The 23,153-nt window shown below is 67.0% G+C and carries 22 protein-coding genes; 9 read left to right on the plus strand and 13 right to left on the minus strand.

Annotation, left to right across the window (positions count from 1 at the left end; translation table 11 throughout):
- Positions 1 to 13: 13 nt before the first annotated feature.
- Entirely contained in the window at positions 14 to 865 is an 852-nt protein-coding gene (locus AC3WQZ_RS11070) for an IclR family transcriptional regulator (protein ID WP_010811671.1), read from the plus strand.
- Positions 866 to 903: 38 nt separating this feature from the next.
- Positions 904 to 1,920 carry a tripartite tricarboxylate transporter substrate binding protein gene (locus tag AC3WQZ_RS11075; RefSeq protein WP_058697862.1) on the plus strand — a complete coding sequence of 339 codons (1,017 nt, stop codon included), beginning with the start codon at positions 904 to 906 and terminating at the stop codon, positions 1,918 to 1,920.
- On the opposite strand, the gene AC3WQZ_RS11080 is transcribed toward AC3WQZ_RS11075, so the two are convergent.
- The 7 genes from AC3WQZ_RS11080 to AC3WQZ_RS11110 form a co-directional block, all read right to left on the minus strand.
- Positions 1,907 to 2,746: an IclR family transcriptional regulator gene (locus tag AC3WQZ_RS11080; RefSeq protein WP_010811669.1), complete on the minus strand. Its 840-nt coding sequence runs from the start codon at positions 2,744 to 2,746 to the stop codon at positions 1,907 to 1,909. The genes AC3WQZ_RS11075 and AC3WQZ_RS11080 overlap by 14 nt on opposite strands.
- Positions 2,747 to 2,815: 69 nt before the next feature.
- Positions 2,816 to 3,952 (minus strand): FAD-dependent monooxygenase, encoded by a 1,137-nt coding sequence (locus tag AC3WQZ_RS11085; protein WP_492300544.1) that lies wholly within the window; start codon positions 3,950 to 3,952, stop codon positions 2,816 to 2,818.
- Between the two features lie 463 nt (positions 3,953 to 4,415).
- Positions 4,416 to 5,564 carry an acyltransferase family protein gene (locus AC3WQZ_RS11090; RefSeq protein WP_492300545.1) on the minus strand — a complete coding sequence of 383 codons (1,149 nt, stop codon included), beginning with the start codon at positions 5,562 to 5,564 and terminating at the stop codon, positions 4,416 to 4,418.
- Positions 5,488 to 5,751, minus strand: a complete 264-nt coding sequence (locus tag AC3WQZ_RS11095; protein ID WP_492300546.1) for a GDSL-type esterase/lipase family protein — start codon at positions 5,749 to 5,751, stop codon at positions 5,488 to 5,490. The genes AC3WQZ_RS11090 and AC3WQZ_RS11095 overlap by 77 nt, the downstream gene beginning before the upstream one ends.
- Before the next feature lie 143 nt (positions 5,752 to 5,894).
- Complete coding sequence (locus AC3WQZ_RS11100) at positions 5,895 to 7,172, minus strand: TnsB C-terminal domain-containing protein (protein ID WP_492300547.1); 1,278 nt, start codon at positions 7,170 to 7,172, stop codon at positions 5,895 to 5,897.
- Positions 7,169 to 7,429: a hypothetical protein gene (locus AC3WQZ_RS11105; RefSeq protein WP_492300548.1), complete on the minus strand. Its 261-nt coding sequence runs from the start codon at positions 7,427 to 7,429 to the stop codon at positions 7,169 to 7,171. The genes AC3WQZ_RS11100 and AC3WQZ_RS11105 overlap by 4 nt, the downstream gene beginning before the upstream one ends.
- Positions 7,430 to 7,456: 27 nt before the next feature.
- A complete protein-coding gene (locus AC3WQZ_RS11110; protein WP_492300550.1) occupies positions 7,457 to 7,810 on the minus strand; it encodes a helix-turn-helix domain-containing protein in 354 nt (117 codons plus the stop codon).
- A 177-nt stretch (positions 7,811 to 7,987) separates the two neighbouring features.
- Here AC3WQZ_RS11110 and AC3WQZ_RS11115 point away from each other — a divergent pair, with 177 nt between their 5' ends.
- Both AC3WQZ_RS11115 and AC3WQZ_RS11120 read left to right on the plus strand, forming a co-directional pair.
- A complete protein-coding gene (locus AC3WQZ_RS11115) occupies positions 7,988 to 8,440 on the plus strand; it encodes a helix-turn-helix domain-containing protein (RefSeq protein ID WP_492300552.1) in 453 nt (150 codons plus the stop codon).
- A 96-nt stretch (positions 8,441 to 8,536) separates the two neighbouring features.
- Positions 8,537 to 9,163 carry a hypothetical protein gene (locus AC3WQZ_RS11120; RefSeq protein ID WP_492300553.1) on the plus strand — a complete coding sequence of 209 codons (627 nt, stop codon included), beginning with the start codon at positions 8,537 to 8,539 and terminating at the stop codon, positions 9,161 to 9,163.
- A gap of 402 nt (positions 9,164 to 9,565) precedes the next feature.
- On the opposite strand, the gene AC3WQZ_RS11125 is transcribed toward AC3WQZ_RS11120, so the two are convergent.
- Both AC3WQZ_RS11125 and AC3WQZ_RS11130 read right to left on the minus strand, forming a co-directional pair.
- On the minus strand, positions 9,566 to 10,801 hold the full coding sequence (locus tag AC3WQZ_RS11125) for an acyl-CoA dehydrogenase family protein (protein WP_439669776.1): 1,236 nt from the start codon (positions 10,799 to 10,801) through the stop codon (positions 9,566 to 9,568).
- 45 nt (positions 10,802 to 10,846) lie between these two features.
- Positions 10,847 to 11,998: an acyl-CoA dehydrogenase family protein gene (locus AC3WQZ_RS11130; RefSeq protein WP_492300555.1), complete on the minus strand. Its 1,152-nt coding sequence runs from the start codon at positions 11,996 to 11,998 to the stop codon at positions 10,847 to 10,849.
- Positions 11,999 to 12,252: 254 nt separating this feature from the next.
- Here AC3WQZ_RS11130 and AC3WQZ_RS11135 point away from each other — a divergent pair, with 254 nt between their 5' ends.
- On the plus strand, positions 12,253 to 13,800 hold the full coding sequence (locus AC3WQZ_RS11135) for an AMP-binding protein (RefSeq protein WP_011616785.1): 1,548 nt from the start codon (positions 12,253 to 12,255) through the stop codon (positions 13,798 to 13,800).
- Between the two features lie 157 nt (positions 13,801 to 13,957).
- Entirely contained in the window at positions 13,958 to 16,720 is a 2,763-nt protein-coding gene (locus tag AC3WQZ_RS11140) for a winged helix-turn-helix domain-containing protein (RefSeq protein WP_439669779.1), read from the plus strand.
- Between the two features lie 37 nt (positions 16,721 to 16,757).
- Here AC3WQZ_RS11140 and AC3WQZ_RS11145 read toward each other — a convergent pair whose 3' ends face one another.
- On the minus strand, positions 16,758 to 17,429 hold the full coding sequence (locus AC3WQZ_RS11145) for a nitroreductase (protein ID WP_010811663.1): 672 nt from the start codon (positions 17,427 to 17,429) through the stop codon (positions 16,758 to 16,760).
- A gap of 34 nt (positions 17,430 to 17,463) precedes the next feature.
- Positions 17,464 to 18,339, minus strand: a complete 876-nt coding sequence (locus AC3WQZ_RS11150) for a crotonase/enoyl-CoA hydratase family protein (RefSeq protein WP_010811662.1) — start codon at positions 18,337 to 18,339, stop codon at positions 17,464 to 17,466.
- Positions 18,340 to 18,555: 216 nt separating this feature from the next.
- Here AC3WQZ_RS11150 and AC3WQZ_RS11155 point away from each other — a divergent pair, with 216 nt between their 5' ends.
- The 3 genes from AC3WQZ_RS11155 to AC3WQZ_RS11165 all read left to right on the plus strand — a co-directional run bounded on the left by AC3WQZ_RS11155 (position 18,556) and on the right by AC3WQZ_RS11165 (position 21,324).
- Entirely contained in the window at positions 18,556 to 19,527 is a 972-nt protein-coding gene (locus AC3WQZ_RS11155; RefSeq protein ID WP_010811661.1) for an NAD(P)H-dependent flavin oxidoreductase, read from the plus strand.
- A gap of 4 nt (positions 19,528 to 19,531) precedes the next feature.
- Complete coding sequence (locus AC3WQZ_RS11160; RefSeq protein ID WP_010811660.1) at positions 19,532 to 20,002, plus strand: PaaI family thioesterase; 471 nt, start codon at positions 19,532 to 19,534, stop codon at positions 20,000 to 20,002.
- 146 nt (positions 20,003 to 20,148) lie between these two features.
- A complete protein-coding gene (locus AC3WQZ_RS11165; RefSeq protein WP_058697868.1) occupies positions 20,149 to 21,324 on the plus strand; it encodes an acetyl-CoA C-acetyltransferase in 1,176 nt (391 codons plus the stop codon).
- A 173-nt stretch (positions 21,325 to 21,497) separates the two neighbouring features.
- Here AC3WQZ_RS11165 and AC3WQZ_RS11170 read toward each other — a convergent pair whose 3' ends face one another.
- Positions 21,498 to 22,172 (minus strand): histidine phosphatase family protein, encoded by a 675-nt coding sequence (locus tag AC3WQZ_RS11170; RefSeq protein WP_010811658.1) that lies wholly within the window; start codon positions 22,170 to 22,172, stop codon positions 21,498 to 21,500.
- Positions 22,173 to 22,369: 197 nt separating this feature from the next.
- Positions 22,370 to 23,056: a TetR/AcrR family transcriptional regulator gene (locus tag AC3WQZ_RS11175; RefSeq protein WP_010811657.1), complete on the minus strand. Its 687-nt coding sequence runs from the start codon at positions 23,054 to 23,056 to the stop codon at positions 22,370 to 22,372.
- Positions 23,057 to 23,153: the final 97 nt, after the last annotated feature.

A 23,153-nucleotide genomic window follows, 5' to 3' on the forward strand; every position in this document is an offset into this window, starting at 1 on the left:
GCAGAGACAGACCATGACGACCGATTCGCCGCAGGAAGACACGCAGGAAAGCGGCCAGGAGGGCGCCCCGGAGAGCGCCCAGGAGAAGTACATCGTGCCGGGGCTGGAGCGCGGCCTGCGGCTGCTGGCCGAATTCAGCAGCCGTGAGCGCACCTTGTCGGCGGCCGAGCTGGCGCGCCGGCTCAAGGTGCCGCGTTCGACCGTGTTCCGGCTGCTGGCCACGCTGGAAATGATGGGCTTTGTCGAGCGCACCGACGGCGGGCGCGAATTCCGCCTGGGCATGGCGGTGCTGCGGCTGGGCTTTGACTACCTGGCCTCGCTGGAGCTGACCGAGCTGGGCCGCCCGCTGCTGGACCGGCTGCGCGACGAGATCCACTATCCGTGCAACCTGGTGGTGCGCGACGGGCGCTCCATCGTCTATGTGGCCAAGTCGGTGGCCTCGCGCCCGTTTGCCAGCACCGTCAACGTTGGCACCCGGCTGCCGGCGCATGCGACCGTGCTGGGCCGCGTGCTGCTGGAAGACCTGTCGCTGGCGGAACTGCGCACGCTGTATCCGGAAGAGCGCCTGGAGGTGTATTCCGAAAGCACGCCGCGCACTGTCGAAGAGCTGTACGACATGGTCCAGCGCGACCGCCAGCGCGGCTATGTGCTGCATGAAGGGTTCTTCGAGGCCAGCATCTCCACCATCGCGGCGCCGGTGCGCGACCGCAGCGGCAAGGTTGTGGCGGCGCTGGGCGCGACCATCCCGGCCTCGCGCATCGATCCGGACCAGCTCGACAATGTGGTGGAACAGGTCAGGCGGGCGGCGGCCGAGCTGTCGAGCCTGCTCGACTACCGGCCGGAGGTGCCGAAACCGTTCGCGTGACGGCAGCGCGCGCCGCCAGCCATCCATTGGGAAGCAATATGCAGCAACGCAAGACATACAACAGGCCGCCGCGCCGGCGGCAATGGCTGGCCGGCACGGCGCTGGCCGCTGCGCTGGCGGCGTGCGTGCCGTGGCAGGCGGCGCAAGCCGCCGGCTGCGCCAATGTGCGCATCGTGGTGCCGTTCCCGGCCGGCGGCCCGGCAGACCAGCTCGCGCGCACGCTGGCGCACGGGCTGCAGCAGCGGCGCGGCACGCCGTTCGTGGTAGACAACAAGCCTGGCGCCAACGGCAATATCGGCATCGACACGGTGCGGCGCGCGCCGGGCGACGGCTGCACGCTGCTGGTGGCCCCGGCCGGCAACCTGACCATCAACCCCACGCTGATGCCGGCGCTGAGCTACAACGTCGAGCGTGATTTCCGGCCGGTGTCGCTGCTGGCGGGCTCGCCCAACGTGCTGGCGGTGCATCCGTCAGTAAAGGCGAATTCCGTGCAGGACCTGGTCAGGCTGGCACAGCAGGCAGAGAAGTCCGGCAAGCCGCTGGGCTACGCCAGCCCGGGCGTCGGCAGCGGCCTGCACCTGGCCGGCGAGCTGTTCCGCAACAAGGCCGGCATCACGCTGCTGCACGTGCCCTACAAAGGCACCACGCAGGCGCTCAACGACGTGGTGGGCGGACAGGTGCCGATGCTGTTCGGCACGTGGCCGACGCTGGCGCCGTTTATCCAGTCCGGCGCGCTGCGCGCGCTGGCGGTGACGCAGTCCACGCGCTCGCCGGCCGCGCCGAACGTGCCGTCGCTGGCCGAGCAGGGCGTGCCCGGCATCGACGTCAGTTCCTGGTATGCGCTGCTGGTGCCCAGGGCCACGCCGCAGCTGGCGGCCGATGCGCTCAGCGCCGACGTGCGCGCGCTGCTGGCCACGCCCGCGGTGCGGGCCGAGCTGCAGCGCCAGGGCATGGAGCCGGTGGGCAGCACGCCGCAGGCGCTCGAGGCCCGCATCCGCGAGGAAACCGCGGCGTGGGCGAAGCTGATCAAGGCGTACGGGATTACCGCGGAGTAGCGGCGCTGCGGTATCCCATCAGGCCCGACAGGTCGCGCGCGGCCTGCCTGACTTCCTTCTCCACGCGCTCGCGCAGCGCGCCATCGGCTTCAAAGCGCTGCTGCGGTCCCGCCACGCTGATCGCGGCGATCACGTCGCCATCGGCGCCGCGCACCGGTGCCGCGCAGGAATCGATGCCCGGTTCATAGGCGGAAAAGCTCCAGGCGCAGCCGCGTTCGCGATCGGCGGCAAGGATATCAGCCAGCCGCGCGTGCGTGGCCGGGCTCTGGCCGGTGACCGTCGGCAGGGGATCGGATCCCAGCAGCTCGCGCAGCGTCTCCGGCGGCAGCTCGGCAATCAGCATCCGCCCCGGCGTGGTCAGGTGTGCGGCCACGCGGCTGCCGACCTGGATATTGCTGACCAGCGAGGCCGCGGGCATCTGCCGCAGCAGGTAGAGTGCATCGCCGCCATCGCGCACGGCCAGGTAGGCCGACAGCTGCAGCGATGCGCTCAGCCGGGCCAGCACGCGTGCGGCAAAGCTGGTCAGGTCATTGCTGGCCAGCACGCGCGAGGCCAGCTTCAGGAAGTTGAAGCCGACCTGGTGCCCGCCTTGCGGCAGGCGTTCCACCATGCCCTCATGCTCCAGTGTATCCAGCAGCCGCATCACGGTGACGCGGTTCACGTCGATGCGCCGGCCCACTTCGCTCAGGTTGGCGGTGGCGCCGCCCTCGGCGATGAAGCGCAGCAGGCGCAGGCCGCGGATCACCGGCGAGACCAGCTGGGCTTCGCGGGCGTCTTCGGTATCGCCATCGTCGGCAAGGTCAGGCTGTGGGCGGGATTTGGGCATGGTGGTGTCTGCTGTCAACGGAAAACGGCCGCGCAGGCGGCCGTGCTGGCGGAAACGATCGGCGCGGCTTCAGCCGAGGGCGACGTTCCAGGCGTCGTAATCGTACACCCAGTCGGCATTGCCGCCTTCCTTCAGCCAGGCATTGCCGCGCGAGCCGATCTGGATGCGGCTGGTGCGTTCGTGGCGCGCGGCCTGGTAGCGTGCCAGCGCGGCGGGCACGCCTGCGGCACCGCCGGGTGCGGCATCGGCAAGGCAGCGCGCCAGCACCACGCCGTCTTCAATCGCCATGCCGGCGCCTTGTGCCATGAACGGCATCATCGGGTGGCAGGCGTCGCCCATCAGCGTGACCGGGCCGGCGCACCATGCCGGCAGCGGGTCGCGCACGTACAGCGCGGAGATCAGCACCTCGTCGCAGGCATCGAGCAGTGCGCGCGCCTCGGGGTGGAAGCCGGCATAGGCGCTGCGCAGGTCTTGCACGCGGCCCGGCGTGGTCCAGGACTCATGGCGCCAGGCTTCCTGTGCGACGGTGGCGAAGATAAAGATGTCGCGGCCGCGGTTGAGCGGGAAGGTGACGATCTGTGTGGCGGCGTCGGGGCCCCACCATTTGGTGAAGGCGCCCAGGTTGGGCACGCCGGAGAGGCGCTCGGCGGGAACGACCGCGCGGTAGGCCACCACGCCGGTGAAGATCGGGCTTTCCTGGCCGAACAGCGCGGTGCGCACGGTCGAGTGGATGCCGTCGGCGCCGACCAGCACATCGACGCGCTCCTCTGCGCCACTGGCGAAGCGCAGCGTGGCGCTATCGGCATGCGGCTCGATCGCCACGGCCTTGTGGCCAAGGCGCACGCATTCGGCCGGCACGGCGGCTTCCAGTGCGGTCATCAGGTCGGCGCGGTGCATGGTCAGTTGCGGGGCGCCGTAGCGGCGCTCGGCGTCTTTCTGCATCGGCAGGCGGGAAGTTTCTTCGCCGGTGTCCCACGTGCGGCTGATGCGGTGGCTGGGGCGTGCGGCGGTTTCGCGCAGGGCGTCGCCGATGCCTAGCCCGTCGAGGACGCGCACGGCGTTGGGGGTCAGGTTGATGTCGGCGCCTACGCGGGCGAAGCGGGGGGCTTGTTCGTAGACGATTGCGTCCATGCCGAGCTTGCGCAGTGCGATGGCTGCGGCGAGGCCGCCGATGCCGGCGCCGTTGATTCCGATCTTGAGGGGCATTTGGTCTACCTGCTTGGTTGTGTTCAAAAATGAACTATATGTTCATAAAAATATATGAGCGCAGGTGTAGCCAGTCAATTAAGGGTGAACCCTAGGGAGTGGTTTTCACCCCTTTGGTGGGGATGGAGTTGGGGCAATGCGGTCGGTTTGTGGCTTCTGGCAGCGTGGCTGTTTCGCCGGCGTAGCCGGCGAGTCACTTTTTGTCCGAGCGACAAAAAGTAACCAAAAAACGCGTCGCCTATGCGGCTGGCAATCAATTCCACGGCGTTGGTGGTTCGAGCGGTGGTGCTTGCCGTTTGGGCGTGGGTGCCTGTTCGACCCTGCTACGCCATGTGAGTGTGGGGCAGTGCCTGCGTTAATGTAACGTCGCGCGCCTTTTGGCATGATTTTGCGCGCCCTTTGGCATATGCATCCGACGCGCGATTCAGTGTTAAGCCGCCGCCCGGGCGCTCCCCAGGCGGACTTACCCGAGCTTGAACAAGTCACGTACAGACGCAACCCGACGGAACTCGATGTACCGGAAGGTGAATGCCGAGAGTACAAACAGCACCCCCCAGAATTCGATCTGTTTTTCTAGCGAAAACGGAGCTGCATAGAAGGCTGGTCGAAGCAGGAGGCCATGCCACAGGTATAGCGAAAAGCACATTACGCCCATTACCCGAAGCGGCCAGATGCTCAGGAACTTGGATACCCAAGACCCTGAGACTGCCGCCAACAGAAGTGCTCCGAAGCCGATCTGAGACATGTTATTGAGGAATGGCACGACAATGAGAGGCAAGCGCCCTTGCACCCTCAAGTCCCAAAGGAGGGCACAGCCCACCAGGGAAGCAATGCCGACAGACACCAGTGCTCCAGCTTGCTGGGGTATCCGTCCCTTGGAATAGAGCCAGGCGATCACCATACCGACAACGAAATCGTCCGTCCTGGCCAGTACGAAGTCTTTTACCGGGTTGATATGGACGTCTATGAAGGTTACGTGGGCACCCAGAGCGCGGATGGCTAGCGCAATAGCAAACACCGCAAGCGCTACCCGCGCCACCCCATACTTCAGGGAAGCCATCACCAAAATTGGGAACAGTGCACAAAACCAAATCTCTACGAACAGGGACCAGAACGGACCGTTGATCGTAGGGAAGAACTCCGTGCTGGTGAACATGCTCGTAGTCGTCAGGCTTAACAACAGTGAAGCCGGATATGAATGCCCCCCGGCAAGCGCGAATCCGTAGCTGACGAACGCCATGAAAAGAAAGAGCGGAAAGAGCCGCTTCGCTCTATGGACATAGAACGATCCAAAGTCCCCCGTGCTGACCATTGACCGCGCCCCCGAAAAGTAGGGCAAGGAAAGCACGAATCCTGACAGGACAAAGAAAAGACCCACCCCCATCCATCCATTCGCGATCAGGTAGGGGAATTTCAGCGGCGTAAGCTCAAGGAGCTTCTTGCTCACTGCCGTGGCGTATGCATGCTGATATACCACCATCAGGACTGCGAGGCCACGAAGGCCATCAACGGCGCTGAGACGGGCGCTAAGGGAGCTACTTTGAGGCGACGTAACCTGCGATGCTGGCTGCCCAAACCTTATAGCCGTCTCCATTCGGGTGTATTCCGTCATACGTAAGTCGCTTTGCTAGATTGCCTCTTTGATCGAGAAACTGCCTCTGGACAGGAACGAACGGGACACGAAGTTCCTTAGCGAGGCGCGCGATCGCGTCGTTTAACTGTGCGATCCTCTTGTTATCGAGAGAGCGCAGCTCCGTGGCGGGAAAGTCCAATCCGTTGACAGGCGGAACCGCGCCCACATAGACATGCGGATATCCAGGCGCTCCAGGGTGGCGGACACCAGATCCAGCGTGCCGATATTGGCGACGCCGCTGGGCAGCCTGGCGGTCGCAGGTTTGCCTGCGTTGGTGTTTTTGGACATAATGAATTTGCCTTTTTTGGGTTATTGGAAGGCGTGCCGGACGGGTGCAACCGTGCCGGCACCGTTGGACGACGCCGCCTGGGTTGCTTCCAGGTGGCGTTTTTTCATGGACGCATGCTCAGGCGTCTGCGGGTACGTGCCGTACCAGCGAATCAGGCGTGGATCATTAATCGCTCCTCCGTTGGCGACGATTTGATCCAGCTCCAGCCACTTCCGGAAGCGCAGCTGCGCGGTTTCCGGGATGGCGTGGACGTTGGTGGCCGGCAGCGGCACGTCCGCCGGGGTGGACTCGGCCCGCTTCCGGGCGTCGAGGATCTGTTGCAGGTCGGCCGGGACCGCCGCGGCGGTAGCGCGACCAGACAGGGCACGGTGCGCGGCGCCCGCCGCGGCCAGCGCACTGGTTTCGTGCGTGACCGTCGGATTGGGCAGCGTGGCCAGCTTGCCGGCGGCTTCCGCGCGGGTGCGCAGCAGGGATTCCAGTGACTGGTCGGGGTTGACCTTGACCGCCTTGGCAGCCTTGCGCTGCTCTGCCATGTTGGCGCGCTGCAACTCGCGGGCGTGAGCGGCGATCTCCTTGCGGGATACACCAGCGCGCTCCGGGCAGACGGCGATGCACACGAACTCGCCTTCGTGGTAGACCACCAGTTCGCCCAGGTCCTCGCCCTGGCGCACCGCGACATCGCGGCCAACGTACAGCGCCAGCTCGGGGGCGATATAGTTGGCGCCCTCGATCGTCAGGCCCTTCTTCGTCACGACATACGTGCCCTTGCCGGCCGGTTGGGCCAGCAGGATGTCCAGGGCGCGCAGGTCGGCGATGCGGCGGATCTCGCCGCGGTAGGACGCGGCCGCCGCGAAAGGCGTCGCCTCCAGCCCGCCGTGCTCCCGCTGCTCGTAAGTGCCGGCCAGCCAGTCGTTGATGAGCGCCTGCAGCTTCGCGGCCGGCAGCGCCAGTTCAACGACCTGGTCCTTCTTGAACAGGCGTTCGGCGAAGGTGCGGCGGGCCTCAATGGCGGACCGCTCAGCGACGTTGTGGCCAACGAAGTTGGACAGCGCCTCCAGGTTGGAGTGCAGCAGCGTTTGGATGCCGCGCTCGACGTGGGGCTTTTCCCAAGGCGAGAACGGATTGGTGGTGACGTGCCGGATCTGCAGCTGGCGCAGCGTCTCCTGGAAGTCGGCGCTCTGGTAGTCCTTACCGTTGTCGGTGACGATCTCCTCCGGTACGCCCCAGGCCAGGAGCGCCAGGCGCAGGGCAAACTTGTGCGTTTCGGTCTTCGGGGTCGGTGACAGCACCACGATCATGCGGCGGCTGAACACATCGATGACCACCGAGGCGCTGTAGCGACGCTGTCGTAATGGGCAAGGCGGGAGATCTGAGCCGCCACGTCATGCCGGTCCATGCCGCGGCCGGCAGCGCCACCAAGGGTGTCGACCAGGGCCTCGCGAATGTTCATCGCGATGTCCAAGCTTCCTGCCTCGTTCTTGGGTTGTGGGGGGACTTCATAGAAGGACAGCTCCAGCTGGTTGCTCGCCTTCGCCTGATTTGCTCGCCGTTTCATATGTCAAATCCTTGGGACGGGACGTGGTTAAGCCGCCACCGCGCTTTCAACATTGCGGTGGTTAAGTGCGCTGATAGACTTACGGGTAGACCAGCGGCCAATGCCGCGCTGATTCCGACCGCTCTTGGGGTTGCCGTCGGCGTCGTAGCGGCTGGGCCAGATTTCGGAGGGGGCCACGCCGATGGCGGCAGCGATGAGTCGCTCTGCACATGGCCACGGTTTGCCCAGGGTGGCCTTGAGCGAACCAGGCGCGTAACCGTGCTGGAGGCTGAGCTGGCGCAGGGAGTAGCCGGCCTTCTCCAACGCGGCTTTGATGTCGACCCGATGCCAGTCCTCGCGGTCACCGAGGGCTGGTTTTTTTGAGGTGTTTAACGTGTCCATGGGGTCAAACATAACACACGTACGTGTGCCATCACAAGTGGTTTCGTGTGTTCGCACTTCGGTGCCGTGTGCCGTTTTAGGAAGAATCGTGTATCTATTTGATTCAAAAAGGGAATCCGCGAAGTGCGAACACTGCGCGGAAAGTGCGTACATGTGTTCGCACTTGGGAGACACACGATGAGCGAAAGCGCGAACACGACAGCCGAGGCGATTGGAGAGAGATTGCGTGCCTTTCGAGCACACCTGGGTGTGTCGCAAGATCGGCTCGGTCAACTGATCGGCGGCACCAAGCGCGGCGTGCAAGACAATGAAAATGGCCGCAACGCCCCGCAGTCCAAAGTAATTGCTGGATTAGTGGGCCTCGGGCTTAACGCAAATTGGCTGCTTACCGGGGATGGGCCAATGCTGATTGCCGATCTCAAGGTCGGGCACACGGCGCCAGCCAGCGCGCTGGACGTGGAATTGCTGGAAGTCGTACTTGAAAAGCTGGAGGCAAAGATTGCTGCCGCCGGCGTGCGGGCAAGTCCAAAGAAGAAGGCCGAACTAGCCGCCTTGCTGTACGACTACATCGTCGAAACAGGGAAGGCGGAGGGCCCCAGCGTCGAGCGAATCCTGCGGCTGGTCGCCTGATCTGCCTGCAGCTTTCGGGGAAGAACAATAACTGGCCCTTCCATAGTGCGGCCGGTGGAAGGTGCCAGGCTCCTGACTTCGGCCGCTCAGGAGGTAATGCAGGTGGTAGTAGAGGAAAAAGGGCGCCGGTTCGCCGACGCTTGGGCCAGACTGGTCGGGGAAAATCAAGGGTCGGCGCACGAAGAGGCGCCAAGACAGGTCATCCCGAATGTCACCGTCAGCGGTGGCACTGTATTCGTGGGTAACGGAAACGTGCACAACGTTTTCAACGTTCGCCCAAAGGTCACCGTCGTGCAGACGGGCAATGGCGTCCTGGATGCGGCACAGAAGCGCCGGCTCCTGGAGCTGCGCGACCAAATCGTAGGCGTATCAAGGGTTCTAGACGGGCACCAGGTGACGCCGGCAACCGTCATGCGCCGGCTTAACGCCCATATGAATGTCAATTCGTACGCCGAGATCCCCGCGGAGCTGTTCGACCGAGCGGAGACCTACCTGGTCCGTTGGCGCGGCCGGCTGGAAGGAATGCCTGGCGCCACCAAGTCGCCGGGCTGGCGTGATCGCCGCATCCAAGCCATCCATGCCAAGTGCAAAGAGCTGGGCTGCGACCGCTGGCGCCTCAACTACATGCGAAAGGTATTCGGGAAGACCTCCCTGATCGACCTGTCCAATGAGGAGGTCGGGAAGCTCTACCGTGCCGTAATGGACCGAAAGCCGGAGGCGTGATGCAAAAGGTGAGTGGTTCTGTGCCAAAGCGCGCGCAATCTGCGCCTATGAATGGCTCGATTCTGCCGATTTTGTGCCAAATTGCCCGGAAGCCCGTTTCGGCTGCAAATCCTTGTGTCTATTGGCTTTTTCGACTTTTCGGGCCGTTTTTGTTTTGTGCCAAACCACTCACCCCCCCACAGTTAACCCACTATTGGACGATCCCCGTGCAGGGTGTAGGCCGCCTGTTGCCGACCGTATCGCGGGGACGCCTACGGCTGCTGCGCAGGCTCAAAGTGCGCTGTCGGCTTTTTCTGCGTTTGCGCGGGGCGCAGCCGAAGGCGTTGATGCGATATCGTCAAGTCCCAAAAAAGCAGCCGCACACGGCGGCTGCTTTTGAAACCATGGCTGGAACAGAACCGTTCAAAGCCCCAACACAAGCTTGGCAATGATATTGCGCTGGATCTCGTTAGACCCCCCGTAAATCGACGCCTTGCGATAGTTGAAATAACGCGGCGCCAGCACGGCTGCATAATCCGGCCCGACACGCGGCGCGGCCTCGCGCCCTTGCAACGCAGCCCACGTATCCTGCACGAACGGCAGCGCCGCCGGCCCCGCGGCTTCCACCGCGAGTTCGCTTGCTGCCTGCAGGGTTTCAGTGCCCGTGAGCTTCAGCATGCTCGACGCGGCCCCGATCGAGGTCCCGGATTCCACGCCTGAGAACACCCGCAACTCAACCGCTTCAAGCGCGGCAGCACGCAGGTGCAGCGCCGCCAGCTTGCGGCGGAAGGCGGGATCGTCCAGCAGGCGGCCACCGTCGTCGGCAGGCTGCTCCGCGGCAATCTCCGCGATCTTCGACAGTTGCTTGCGCAGCATCGGGCTATATGTACCGCCGCGCTCGAACTCCAGCAGGTACTTGGCATAGGTCCAGCCCTTGCCTTCCTCCCCGATGCGGTTTGCCACCGGCACGCGCACGTTCTCGAAGAAGACCTGGTTCACTTCCTGCTGCCCGGTCATGGGACCGTCCAGCGTCGGCAGCGCCGACACCGTGATGCCGGGCGTATGCATGTCGAGCAGCAGGAACGAAATCCCTTCCTGGCGCTTCGATTCGCGGCTGGTGCGCACCAGGCAGAACATCCAGTCGGCCCACTGCGCATGCGTGGTCCAGATCTTGGAGCCATTCAGGATGTAGTGCTCGCCGTCGCTGTCGGTGCCGTGGTCGGCGCGCATCTGCAGCGAGGCCAGGTCGGAGCCGGAGTTGGGTTCGGAATAGCCCTGGCACCACCACACGTCCGAGCTCAGGATCGGCGGCAGGAAGCGCTGCTTCTGCTCGGGCGTGCCGTACTTCATGATCACCGGCGCCACCATCTTCAGGCCCATTGGCGACACTGGCGGGCAGCCGGCGGCGGCCAGTTCCGACTGGAAGATAAAGCGCTCGGTCGGGGTCCAGCCCGGCCCGCCGTATTCCTTGGGCCAGTTCGGCGCGGCCCAGCCGCGCGCGTGCAGCGCCTTCTGCCAGCGCAGCTGCGCGGCCTTGTCGAGGTAGCCGTTCTTGGACTGCGCCATCATCGCGCGCAGGTCGGCGTCATAGGCCTGGGCGATCCAGGCGCGCACGTCTTCACGGAACTGCTGATCTTGCGGGGAGAAATCGAGATTCATCGACGGGCCTCGCTGGGTAATCGTCTGGGTTCGGGGATGCCGGCTTCAGGCCGCGGCCAGGGCGGGGTAGAGCAGGTCGGCGTAGCGGCGCAGGTGGTGCTCGGCCGAGCCCAGCTGCAGGTCGATCGCGGTGACGCGCTTGAAGTAGTGGCCCACGGCCAGCTCTTCGGTGACGCCCATGCCGCCGTGGATCTGCACCGCCGCCTGGCCGACAAAGGCACCGGCCTGGCCGGCCTGGATCTTGGCCGCGCACGCCGCCTGGGCGCGTGCCTGCGGCGCGCTGGCAGCCTGCATCGCCGCCACCTGGGTCAGCGCCACGGATTGCTCCAGCTGCACGTACATGTCGGCCATGCGGTGCTGCAGCACCTGGAAGGTGCCGATCGGCACGCCGAACTGCTTGCGCTGGCGCGCATAGTCGATGGTGTCGGCCAGCATGCGCGCCATCGCGCCATTGGCTTCGGCACAGAGCGCGACCATGGCTTCGTCGCACAGCTGTTCGATCAGGGCAAAGGCTTCGCCTTCCGCGCCGATGCGCTGGCTCGCCGGCACCTGCACGTTGTCGAGCAGCACCTCGGCAGCACGCAGGCCGTCGAAGGTCGGGTACTCGCGCAGCGTCACGCCCGGCGTGTCGCGCGCAATCCAGAACAGGCTGGTGCCGTCCCGGTCGCGGCGCGCGCCGGAGGTGCGGGCGCTGACCACCAGGTGGGTGGCGAACGGCGCGCCGACCACGGCGTGCTTGTGCCCGCTCAGCTTGTAGCCGTTGCCCTGGCGCGTGGCGCCGGCATGCACGTCGTGGCGGCAGTAGCGGCTGGCGGGTTCGGCGTGGGCCCAGGCGGCGGTGGCTTCGCCGCCGATGATGGCCGGCACCCACTGCGCGGCCAGCTCGGGGCTGCCGTGCATCAGCGCGCCCCCGCCCAGCACCACGGTGCCCAGGTAGGGCTCCAGCGCCAGGTGGCGGCCCAGTTGTTCCATCACGATCATGTGCTCGGCCGCGCCGCCGCCCAGGCCACCGAGCGCCTCGGGGTAGGCCGCGCCGAGAATGCCGAGCTCGCGGGCGAATGCGCGCCAGCAGTCCGGGCGCCAGCCCGCGGCGGACTGCACGGCAGCGCGGCGGGCTTCGAAATCATAGTGGTCGGCCAGGTAACGCGCGAGCGTGTCGCGCAGCATCGACTGTTCTTCGCTGAACTGGAAATCCACCTTGGCTCCTTCGGAATGGGGGTGAGGCGTGATTGCAGTAGTCTGGCGGGCATCATCCTGCCAGGCCGCCCGGTGGCGCATCGTCGCATCGGACGAAGCTGTTCCGGCGCGAACGCAGCCCTTTTTTGTGGCACTGCGGCAAAACGGTGGCGGTGCCGCTTCGTCGCTTCCGACGATGGTTGAACCGGCTGGGGTTCCGAGAATGCGGTACCGGCATCCGCCAACACACCGACACCCTCGAGGAGTCCAACGCCATGCATCCGCACATCCACGCGCAGCGCACACCCGAAAAACCAGCCGTCATCATGGGTGGCAGCGGCGCAGTCGTCACCTACCGCGAACTGGACGAACGCTCGAACCAGGTCGCCCACCTGTTCCGCAGCCAGGGACTGCAGCCCGGTGACCGCGTGGCGTTCATGGTCGAGAATCATCCGCGCCTGTTCGAACTGTGCTGGGGCGCGCAGCGCAGCGGCATTGTCTATGTCTGCCTGAGCACGCGGCTGAACGTGGCCGATGCCGCCCACATCATCAATGACAGCGGCGCCAGGCTGCTGGTCACCACGCACGCGCAGGCCGAGGTCGCGGCAGCCCTGGCCGGGCAGACGCCGGCCTTGCGCGGCAGGCTGATGCTGGACGGCACAATGCCGGGCTATGACGCGTACGAGACCGCGCTGGCGCGCTGCCCGGCAACGCGCATCGATGACGAAGTGACCGGCGGCGACATGCTGTATTCGTCCGGCACCACGGGCCGGCCCAAGGGAGTGTATGCGCCGCCATCAAGCCCGAATATCGACGATCCCACGACCCTGACCAGCCTGTGCCAGCGGCTCTATGGCTTCGATGCCGAGACGCGCTACCTGTCGCCCGCGCCGCTGTACCACGCGGCGCCGCTGCGCTACAACATGACCGTGCAGGCGCTGGGCGGGACCGCGGTGGTGATGGAGCATTTCGATGCCGAGCACTATCTGCAGCTGGTGCAGCAGCACCGCATCACGCATACGCAGCTGGTACCGACGATGTTCTCGCGCATGCTCAAGCTGCCCGAGGCGCAGCGCCAGGCCTATGATGTGTCGTCGCTGCGCGTGGCGATCCACGCGGCCGCGCCGTGCCCGGTGCAGGTCAAGGAAGCCATGATCGCGTGGTGGGGGCCGGTGATCTGGGAGTACTACGCCGGGACGGAGGGCAACGGCGTGACCGTGGTCAGCACGCCGGAGTGGCTGGAGCGCAAGGGCACGGTGGGCCGGGCCATGGTCGGCAAGCTGCGCATCTGCGGGCCGGACGGCGCGCTGCTGCCGCCGGGCGAATCGGGCACGATCTACTTTGCCGAAGGCCGCGACTTTTCGTACCACAACGACGAGGCCAAGACCGCGGAGTCGCGCCACCCGCAGCAGCCGGACTGGAGCACCATCGGCGATGTCGGCTACGTGGATGCGGACGGCTACCTGTACCTGACCGACCGCAAGGCCAACATGATCATCTCCGGCGGCGTCAACATCTACCCGCAGGAGGCCGAGAACCTGCTGATGACGCATCCCAAGGTGATGGACGTGGCCGTGATCGGCGTGCCCAACGAGGACTTCGGCGAAGAGGTCAAGGCCGTGGTGCAGCCCGTCGACATGAGCCAGGCCGGTCCCGAGCTGGCCGCGGAACTGATCGCGTTCTGCCGCGCCAACCTGTCGGCCATCAAGTGCCCGCGCTCGGTCGACTTCGCGTCCGAGCTGCCGCGCCTGCCGACCGGTAAGCTGCTCAAGCGGCTGCTGCGCGACCGCTACTGGGGCGGCCACGCCAACAAGCTGGTGTAGGGCCGTCTGCCGCTGCCCGCATTTTCGCGAGTGCGGCGGTTTACGTCATAATCCTCCGTTACATCACAGCCACGGCCCGCCTGCCTGCATCCGCAGCGCGGGCGGGCGCATCGCGCGGCCTGCAACGGCAGCGATGTGCGGGAGACGACAACAGCCAATGGCAAGTATCGAGGAGACCGGACGGCGCGCGCCGCCGCCCGCCGGCGCCGCATCGCTGGCGGCCAAACTGCGTCCGCCGCTGCTGACCCCGTTCCAGGTCGAGCGCGCGGCGATCTGCGAGACCGTGTGCGCGGCCGGTTTCGTCAAGCTTGTGCTGGTGCGTGCACCGGCGGGCTTCGGCAAGACCACGGCCATGCTCCAGTGTCGCGCGCGCCTGGAGGCCGCGGGCGGGCGCACCGCCTGGCTGACGCTGGATCGGTCGGACAATGATGCCTCGCGCTTTCTGGGGTCGGTCGAAGCTGCCATCGCGCAGGGCCTGGGCGGCGGCGGCCCCGGCCGGTCCGCGCACGCGACGCTGGCACAGGATCCCGGCGAGCAGGCGCTCGCGCTGATCGACCGCCTGGCCAGCCATAACGGCGCCTTCACGCTGTTCCTCGATGATTTCGAAGCGATCCAGAACGCCGCCGTGACCGGGCTGGTCTGGCAACTGGTGGAAAGCCTGCCGCCCGGCTGCCGCGTGGTGATCGGCACGCGCTGGGTTCCGGAATCCGGCCTGGGCCGCCTGCGCGCGCGCGGCGAGCTGCTTGAGATCGAACCCGCGCAGCTGCGTTTTTCCGCCAGCGAAACTGCATCCTTCCTGCGCCATGCGCGCGGGCTGAAGCTGGAGCAGGCGGCCATCAGCGTGCTGCACCGGCGTACCGAGGGCTGGGCCACGGCATTGTGGCTGGCGTCAGTCGCGCTGGAGCGGCGCAGCCAGCCAGAGGGTTTTATCGCCGGCTTCTCCGGCTCCAACGCGGCGATTGCCGACTACCTGGTCGAAGACGTATTCCTGCACCTGCCCGAGGCGGTGCGCGACTTCCTGCTGCGCACCTCGATCCTGGACCAGTTGTGCGGACCGCTGTGCGACGCCGTGTGCAAGCCCGCGACAGCTGGCAGCAGCGACGAGATCCTGGCCTGGCTGGAGCGCGCCAACCTGTTCCTGCTGCCGCTGGAGAGCGAACGCTATGGCGAGCGTGGCTCCGGTGCGGCATCGGAGCAGTGGTACCGCTATCACAGCCTCTTTTCCGGCTTCCTGCGCGGCCAGCTGGCGCAGGCCATGCCTGACGCCGTGCCGCAGCTGCACCTGTCGGCATCGCGCTGGTATGAGTCGCAGGGGCGCCCGGTGCCCGCCATCGAGCATGCCTTCGCGGCCGGTGCGCTGGCGCGCGCGCTGCCGTTGCTGGACGGCGCCGCGGACGACCTGCTGGCGCAGGGCCGCATGCGCCTGCTGACGCGCTGGCTGGAGGCGGTGCCGGCGGAAGAACTGGCGCGCTGGCCCAAGCTGCAGATCGCGCGCGTGTGGGCGGTGTCGTTCACGCGCGGCCCGGCCGAAGCCATCGCCCTGCTGCAGCAGATCCCCACCGAGGGCGCGGCCGGCGACCTGCTGGCGCATATCCGCGCGCTGCGCCACATGCTGCTGAACATGATGGACCGCTTCGACGATGCGCGCGCCTTCGCCCGCAATGAGCTGCCGCCGTTGCCGATGGGCTATGCCTTCCCCGATGCGATCCTGGGCACGTCGATGGCACGCCTGGCTGCGGTCGCCGGCGACTACCCGGAGGCGCGCCGGCTGCTGCAGGTGGCACGGCACGCGGTGCGAGGCTCGGACAGCAATTTCAACAAGATCTTCTCGGAGTCGGTCGAAGGGCTGATCGACCTGCGCCAGGGGCGGCTGCAGCAGGCGCTGGCGCGGTTTCGCATCGCCGCCAGCACGATGCTGCCGAACCGCTTCGGGCCCACCAACGGCAATGCCATGGCCGGCATCCTGCTGGCCGAAGGCCTGTACGAGAGCGGTGATTCCGAGCGCGCCAGCCGATTGCTCAACGTCTACCTGCCGCTGTCGCGCGACCTCGGGCTGCCTGACCAGATCATCACCGGGCACACGGTGCTGGCCCGCATTGCGTTCGAGCGCGGCGAAGCCGACCAGGCGCATGAATGGCTGGCGCAACTGGAAGCGCTGGGGCACCACCGCGGGCTGACGCGGCTGGTGATGGCGGCAATGCTGGAGCGCGCACGGCTGGCACTGCGCCAGGGCAATGTTCACGCGGCGCAGGAGGCGATCGAACGCGCCGCCGATCCGGCGCTGTGGCGCACGCGGCCCGGGGTCAGCTCCTTTGCCAGCGATGTCGAGGACATCACCCTTGGCCGGCTGCGGCTGGACCTGTATGCGCGCCCGGGCACGCCGGTGCGCGAGGTCATCGAGCGCGAGCTGGCGGCTGCCGCCGGCAACCAGCTGATGCGCCGCGCGCTCAAGCTGCGCATCCTGCTGGCGCAGGCGTGCCAGCGCACCGGCGACGGCGCGCACGCGCTGGTGGTGATGGGCGAGGCGCTGCGTTTCGGCGCTGCCGAAGGCTTTGTCCGCATCTTTGCCGACGAGGGCGACGATGTGCGCAGGCTGGTGGCCGATGCCTGCTCGCGCCAGTCGGCCAGCCTGCCTGCCCCCTATGTGGAAAGGCTGCTGCAGGCCTGCGGCCAGGCCGGGAGCGAGCAGGCCGCCGGTACCGGCCGGCCGGCGCCGGCGGCGCTGGTGGAGCCGCTGACGCCCAAGGAGCAGAAGGTGCTGCAACTGCTGGCCGAGGGCTATTCCAATGTGGCCATGGCCGAGCGCCTGTTCGTGTCCGAAACCACGGTGCGCACGCACCTGCGCAATATCAGCGCCAAGCTGCATGCCAGCAACCGCACCCAGGCGGTGGCCATTGCACGCCAGCTCGGGCTGCTCTGAGGCCGCGCGCGCAGGTCAGCCCGCGCGCGCTTGCGGCTCAGATGCCGATGAACTCCGTGAATTCCTCCAGCGGTGCGCGCACGGAACGCAGCTGGTTGGCGGGCGCCTCGGGGTCTTCGTAGCCGATCGCCATGCCGGTGAACAGCATCCGTTCGGCCGGCAGCGACAGGAACTTGCCGAGGGTCTGCGGGTACATCGCCCAGCATTCCTGCGCGCAGCTGTCCAGCCCTTCTTCACGCAGCAGCAGCATCACCGTCTGCAGGTACATGCCCAGGTCCGACCATTGCGGCGGGCCCATGCGGCGGTCCACGGTGCAGAACAGCGCCAGCGGCGCGCCGAAGAAGGTGAAGTTGTTGGCAAACTGCGCCAGCCGCCGCGCCTTGTCCTCGCGCGGGATGCCGAGGTAGTGGTAGAGCGCCTCGCCCACCTGGAAGCGGCGGTCGCGGTAGGGCGAGACCAGCTCGCGCGGGTAGATGTCGTACTCGCGCTCTTCACCCGCGGGCGCCTGGGCGATGCGCTTGCGCATGATGGCGCGCAGCCCCTCCAGGGCCTCGCCGCCGATGACATGGATATGCCAGGGCTGCAGGTTGCCCCCCGAGGGGGCGCGCGCGGCGGCGTCGAGCACGCGGCGGATGGTGTCGGGCGCAACGGCCCGGGGCAGGAAGCCGCGGACGGACTTGCGACTGGCGACGGCTTGGCTGACTTTCATGCGAATTCCGGAAAAGTTGATCGACGGGCGCGCTTCAGATGAAGGGCGGCTCGCTGGTCCAGTCGAAGAAGTCCGGCATGTCGTGCGACACGGTTTCCGGGAAGGCGGCGGGACGCTTCTCCAGGAAGGCGCTGACGCCTTCCTTGACGTCGGCGGAGCGCCCGCGCGACTGGATCGCGCGGCTGTCGAGCTTGTGCGCTTCCATCGGGTGGCTGGCGCCGGCCATGCGCCAGATCAGCTGGCGCGAGATCGCTACCGAAACCGGCGCGGCATTGGCGGCGATCTCGCGGGCAATGGCCTGGGCGGCAGGCAGCAGGTCTTCGGGCGCGTGCAGCGAGCGCACCAGGCCGCGCTCATGCGCTTCCTGGGCCGAGAACACGCGGCCGGTATAGCACCATTCCAGCGCGGTCGAGATGCCGACCACGCGCGACAGGAACCACGACGACGCCGCTTCGGGCGTGATGCCCCGGCGCGCAAAGACAAAGCCGAACTTGGCGTCGGTCGACGCCAGCCGGATATCCATCGGCAGCTGCATGGTCACGCCCACGCCGACCGCGGCGCCGTTGACCGCGGCGATCACCGGCTTGAGGCTGCGGAAGATGCGCAGCGACACGCGCCCGCCACCGTCGCGGTGCGCGCTGTCGGGGCTGGCGCCATAACGCTTCTCGAAGTCGAAGGTGGAACTGCCGCCGGACAGGTCGGCGCCGGCGCAGAAGGCGCGGCCCGAGCCCGTGACGATCACGGCACGCACGTTGTCGTCGGCATCGGTGGCGTCGAACGCGGCGATCAGTTCATGCATCATCTGCGCGGTGAACGCATTGAGCTGGTCCGGGCGGTGCAGGGTGATGGTGGCGACACCGTCTGCAACGGCGTAGCGCAGGGTTTCGAACGAAGGCGTGGCTTGCGTCATGGGGGGCTCCTGCCGGGATTGCTGCGAATATGGGAGGAAGTGTGCCGGGGCGGGGCGCCGGCACGGGGCTCGGTCAACACTAGTGCAGAATGCGCCGCCCGCAATCGTCGCTTCCGACGAGGCTCGGAATCGGCACCTGGCCGTAGACTGACCCCGATCAAGCGGCAGGGCCGGCACTACCGCGCGCCTGCCGGCGCAGACAGCAAAGGGACAACCATGAAGACACGAATCACCGAACTGCTTGGCATCCGCTACCCGATTATCCAGGGTGGCATGCAATGGGTTGGCTACGCCGAGATGGCCTCCGCCGTTTCCAACGCCGGCGGGCTGGGCATCCTCACGGCGCTGACGCAACCCACGCCCGAGGCGCTGGCCGAAGAGATCCGCCGCTGCCGCGAGATGACCGACAAGCCGTTCGGCGTGAACCTGACCCTGCTGCCGTCGATCAACCCGCCGCCGTACGCGCGCTACCTCGACGTCATCATCGAAAGCGGCATCAAGGTGCTGGAAACCGCCGGCAACAACCCCAAGGAACATATCGCGCGCGCCAAGGCCGCCGGCATCAAGGTGATCCACAAGTGCGTGGCGGTGCGCCATGCGCTGTCGGCCGAGCGCCTGGGCGTGGACGCGGTGTCGATCGACGGCTTCGAGTGCGCCGGCCACCCCGGCGAGGACGACGTGCCCGGCATGGTGCTGATCCCGCAGGCGGTGCGCAAGCTGTCGATCCCGGTGATCGCCTCCGGCGGCATCGCCGACGGACGCGGCATGGCAGCGGCACTGGTGCTGGGCGCCGAGGGCGTCAACATGGGCACGCGCTTCTGCGCCACGCGCGAGGCGCCGATCCACGACAACGTCAAGAAGGCGCTGGTGCAGGCCAGCGAGCGCGATACCAACCTGATCTTCCGCACGCTGCACAACACCGCGCGCGTGCTCAAGAACGCCGTGTCGGACGAGGTGGTGAGCATTGAACGCCGCCCGGGCGGCGCGCAGTTCGAGGACGTCAAGCACCTGGTCGCCGGCGTGCGCGGCAAGGCGGCGCTCAAGGCGGGCGAGACCGACAGTGGCATCATCAGCGCCGGCCAGTGCGTGGGCCTGATCGACGACGTGCCCAGCTGCGAAGAACTGATCACGCGCATGGTGGCCGATTGCCGAGAGCACCTCAGCGTGGCCTCGCGCTTCTTTGCCTGACGCCATGGCCGAGGCTGAAATCGAGCGGGCGATGACCCAGGCCATCGCCGCGCCGGGCGAAGCTGCCGGCGGGGACGTGCCGGAGGGCTTCGTCCCGCTGCGCAGCATGAGCGGCTACATGGCAGGTTTCGGCCAGCTCTACCTGCATGCGGAGCGCCGCACGCTGGCGGTGCGCATCGACGAGAGTCACCTGAATAACCTGGGCATCCCGCACGGCGGCATGCTGGCGACGCTGGCCGATACCGCCATCGGCATGATGATGTCGCTGGAAACCGGGCGCTCCAAAAGCGCGGTGACCGTCAACCTGAGCCTGGACTACCTGGATTCCGCGCGCCTGGGCGACTGGGTCGAGGCCCGCGTGGAGTTCGACAAGCTCGGCTCGCGCCTGCGCTATGGCACCTGCCGGCTGGTCAGTGGCGAGCGCTGCCTGCTGCGCGCGACCGCAATCTTTGCAGTGCTGGCGCCGCGCACCTGAGGCCTGCGGCAAACTTCGTCGCTTCCGACGACGCTTGCCACCACCCGCGGCGCAACAATGCAAAGCGACACTGCCGGCGCCAGATGCCGGCACTCCGGACAACACCATGGCTGCCCCGGCAGCCTGCACCGAACCAAGGAGATCACATGGCAGAGGCATATATCGTCGCGGCGGTCCGTACCGCCGGCGGCCGCAAGGGCGGCAAGCTGTCGGGCTGGCATCCGGCCGACCTGGCCGCACAGGTGCTGGACGCACTGGTGGAACGCACCGGCGCCGACCCGGCGCTGGTCGAAGACGTCATCATGGGCTGCGTGAGCCAGGTCGGCGAGCAGGCCGGCAACGTGGCGCGCAATGCCATCCTGGCCTCGCGCCTGCCTGAAAGCGTGCCCGGCACCTCGGTGGACCGCCAGTGCGGTTCGTCGCAGCAGGCACTGCACTTTGCCGCGCAGGCAGTGATGTCGGGCGCGATGGACATCGTCATCGCCGCCGGCGTGGAAAGCATGACGCGCGTGCCGATGGGCCTGTCGTCGCAGCTGCCGGCCAAGAACGGTTTCGGTGTGCCCAAGAGCCCCGGCATCGAGGCGCGCTATCCCGGCGTGCAGTTCAGCCAGTTCACCGGCGCCGAAATGATTGCGCGCAAGTACGACCTGTCGCGCGAGCAGCTGGATGCCTACGCCCTGCAGAGCCACCAGCGCGCCATCGCCGCCACCAAGTCGGGCCGCTTCACCGCCGAAATCCTGCCGGTGGAAGTGCGCACGGCCGACGGTGCCAACGGTGAAATGCACACCACTGACGAAGGCATCCGCTATGACGCCACGCTGGAAAGCATCGGCAGCGTCAAGCTGATCGCCGAAGGCGGCCGCGTGACTGCCGCTTCTGCCAGCCAGATCTGCGACGGCGCCGCCGGCCTGATGGTGGTCAACGAGGCCGGACTGAAGAAGCTTGGCGTCAAGCCGCTGGCGCGCGTGCACGCCATGACGGTGATCGGCCATGATCCGGTCGTGATGCTGGAAGCGCCGCTGCCGGCCACGGAAGTCGCGCTGAAGAAGGCGGGCCTGCGCATCGGCGATATCGACCTGTTCGAAGTCAACGAAGCCTTCGCCCCGGTGCCGCTGGCCTGGCTGAAGGCCACCGGCGCCGATCCGGCGCGCCTGAACGTGCATGGCGGCGCGATCGCGCTGGGCCATCCGCTGGGCGGCTCGGGCGCCAAGCTGATGACCACGCTGGTACATGCGCTGCATACGCACGGCAAGCGCTACGGCCTGCAGACGATGTGCGAAGGCGGCGGGCTGGCCAACGTGACCATCGTCGAGCGCCTGTAAAGCTGTGAGAGTCGCTGCGTGCCGCACAGGCACGCAGCGCATGGATCGCCGCAGCAAGGAGTAGTAAAGGGAGAAGGACCGGCGGCGCGGGCATGTCAGAGTGCCCGCGCCAGCAGCCGGAAAAGGGGGCCGCGATTTTCGCGGCTTTTCTTGTTTGCGGTGTGTCGCGCGCGTCAGGCGAACGTCACTGCGCTGCGCCGGTCGGCGCGTTCCAGGTGCGGCACGTTGTTGAAGCTCAGCAGCCGCTGCACGCCGCGGCCGACGATGATCTCGCAGAACGCCGTATTGCGGAATTGCAGGTTCATCTCGATGGCGGCCTGTGCAGGTGCGCCAAGCAGGTCGGCCGTGGCGCGGCCGATGGCGCCACCGGAGCTCACCACCAGGATGGCATCCTCGCGCGTCATGCCTTCGCTTGCGTGCGCCAGGGCGCCGGTAATGCGGGCGCCGAAATCGGCCCAGCTCTCGGGCATCTCGGCCAGCCCGTCCTGGGTCCATGCGGCGTAGGCCGCGCGGAAGGTGCGCCAGTAGTCGTTGTAGTCGCCGTTCTGGTGCGCGCGGTGGTCGGCGCCGCCGGTGTGGCAACGGTACAGCGCCTCGCCGTCGTATTCGTTCAGGCCCGCGTGCGAGACGATCGCTGTCTGCGGCTGACCCATGCCGGCCAGGATCTCGCTGGCGGTGTCCTGCTGGCGCACCAGCGTGCCGGACACCACGCGGCTGAAGCTGACGCCGCGCTCCTGGAAATACTCGCCCAGCCAGCGCGCCTGCTGGCGGCCGGTCGGCGACAGGCAATCGTAGTTGGCGGCGCCAAACGAGGCTTGTCCGTGCCGGACGAGGAAAAGCGTGGCCATGAGCGGTCCCGGTAAACGTGAGGCGGATAGGGCTGCGCCCGGCGCGTCGTTTTGCGGCAGGCCGGGGGCGCCGGGCACGGCGCCCGGCGTGGGCACATTCTAGGGAGGTCCGGCGCGCCAGCCAAGCAAGCGCTGCGCAATTCATGGCAGCCATGGCCTGGCTGCATTACCGCGGGTGGCGCGGGCCGGTGGTGTGCTCAGGCCGGCTCTGCGCAGGGGACGCCGAGATAGCCGGCCATCAGGCGGTTGAGTTCCGGGATCATCTGTTCGTCGTCGAGGTGCAGTGGGCCGGAATCATTGAGCACGGCATTGACCAGCACGCTGAACACCGCCTGCATGGCAAAGCGCACGCGCACCTCGGCGGTGTCGGCAGGCATCGCCAGCCGCGGCACCAGCAACTGCACCATGCGCTCCACGATGGCTTCGCCGCTCTGGCGGTGGGGCACCCATTCCTCGGGCCGCGTGGACGCATGCCGCAGCGATGCCCGGATCACGCCGCGGTTGGCCAGCGTGCCGAGCACCATGAAGCGCGTGGCCTTTTCCAGCAGCACCGGTGTCGGCACGTCCTCCCAGCGCTCCTGCGCCAGGTAGCGCTCAGTCGACGCGGCGGTTTCTTCCATGACCAGCGCACGCAAGGCCTCGAAATAGGCCATCTTGTCGCGGAAGCGCCCATAGAAGGCACCCACCGATACCTGGCATGCCGCGGCGATCTGGGCCACGGAAACGGCGGCAAAGTCACGCGAGGCAAGCAGTTCGCGGCCCGCGCCCAGCAAGGCCTGTTCGGTCTCGCGCGCACGGCGCTGGCGCGGCGGCTGCAGGATCGAGGGGGTATCGATACGGGGAAAGGAGGCGTTGGCGGTGAAGCCGGATTGGGTCGCTGACATTGGCACTCCGTATTCGAATTCTGATTCGAATTTGAAAATACCGGTGCGTGCCGCGACGCGTCAAGGATTTTGTCGGGTGGCAGCCCGGCGTGGCGGG

Source organism: Cupriavidus sp. FW305-26 (genome assembly GCF_058787975.1).

Bases quoted from the DNA above. Each gene is read 5' to 3' on its own strand.
- AC3WQZ_RS11115 (WP_492300552.1), top strand. From the start codon at position 7,988: ATGAGCGAAAGCGCGAACACGACAGCCGAGGCGATTGGAGAGAGATTG.
- AC3WQZ_RS11165 (WP_058697868.1), top strand. From the start codon at position 20,149: ATGGCAGAGGCATATATCGTCGCGGCGGTCCGTACCGCCGGCGGCCGC.
- AC3WQZ_RS11120 (WP_492300553.1), top strand. From the start codon at position 8,537: ATGCAGGTGGTAGTAGAGGAAAAAGGGCGCCGGTTCGCCGACGCTTGG.
- AC3WQZ_RS11155 (WP_010811661.1), top strand. From the start codon at position 18,556: ATGAAGACACGAATCACCGAACTGCTTGGCATCCGCTACCCGATTATC.
- AC3WQZ_RS11100 (WP_492300547.1), bottom strand. From the start codon at position 7,172: ATGATCGTGGTGCTGTCACCGACCCCGAAGACCGAAACGCACAAGTTT.
- AC3WQZ_RS11140 (WP_439669779.1), top strand. From the start codon at position 13,958: ATGGCAAGTATCGAGGAGACCGGACGGCGCGCGCCGCCGCCCGCCGGC.
- AC3WQZ_RS11175 (WP_010811657.1), bottom strand. From the start codon at position 23,056: ATGTCAGCGACCCAATCCGGCTTCACCGCCAACGCCTCCTTTCCCCGT.
- AC3WQZ_RS11145 (WP_010811663.1), bottom strand. From the start codon at position 17,429: ATGAAAGTCAGCCAAGCCGTCGCCAGTCGCAAGTCCGTCCGCGGCTTC.
- AC3WQZ_RS11125 (WP_439669776.1), bottom strand. From the start codon at position 10,801: ATGAATCTCGATTTCTCCCCGCAAGATCAGCAGTTCCGTGAAGACGTG.
- AC3WQZ_RS11090 (WP_492300545.1), bottom strand. From the start codon at position 5,564: ATGACGGAATACACCCGAATGGAGACGGCTATAAGGTTTGGGCAGCCA.
- AC3WQZ_RS11170 (WP_010811658.1), bottom strand. From the start codon at position 22,172: ATGGCCACGCTTTTCCTCGTCCGGCACGGACAAGCCTCGTTTGGCGCC.
- AC3WQZ_RS11075 (WP_058697862.1), top strand. From the start codon at position 904: ATGCAGCAACGCAAGACATACAACAGGCCGCCGCGCCGGCGGCAATGG.
- AC3WQZ_RS11085 (WP_492300544.1), bottom strand. From the start codon at position 3,952: ATGCCCCTCAAGATCGGAATCAACGGCGCCGGCATCGGCGGCCTCGCC.
- AC3WQZ_RS11160 (WP_010811660.1), top strand. From the start codon at position 19,532: ATGGCCGAGGCTGAAATCGAGCGGGCGATGACCCAGGCCATCGCCGCG.
- AC3WQZ_RS11105 (WP_492300548.1), bottom strand. From the start codon at position 7,429: ATGAAACGGCGAGCAAATCAGGCGAAGGCGAGCAACCAGCTGGAGCTG.
- AC3WQZ_RS11135 (WP_011616785.1), top strand. From the start codon at position 12,253: ATGCATCCGCACATCCACGCGCAGCGCACACCCGAAAAACCAGCCGTC.
- AC3WQZ_RS11080 (WP_010811669.1), bottom strand. From the start codon at position 2,746: ATGCCCAAATCCCGCCCACAGCCTGACCTTGCCGACGATGGCGATACC.
- AC3WQZ_RS11150 (WP_010811662.1), bottom strand. From the start codon at position 18,339: ATGACGCAAGCCACGCCTTCGTTCGAAACCCTGCGCTACGCCGTTGCA.
- AC3WQZ_RS11110 (WP_492300550.1), bottom strand. From the start codon at position 7,810: ATGGACACGTTAAACACCTCAAAAAAACCAGCCCTCGGTGACCGCGAG.
- AC3WQZ_RS11070 (WP_010811671.1), top strand. From the start codon at position 14: ATGACGACCGATTCGCCGCAGGAAGACACGCAGGAAAGCGGCCAGGAG.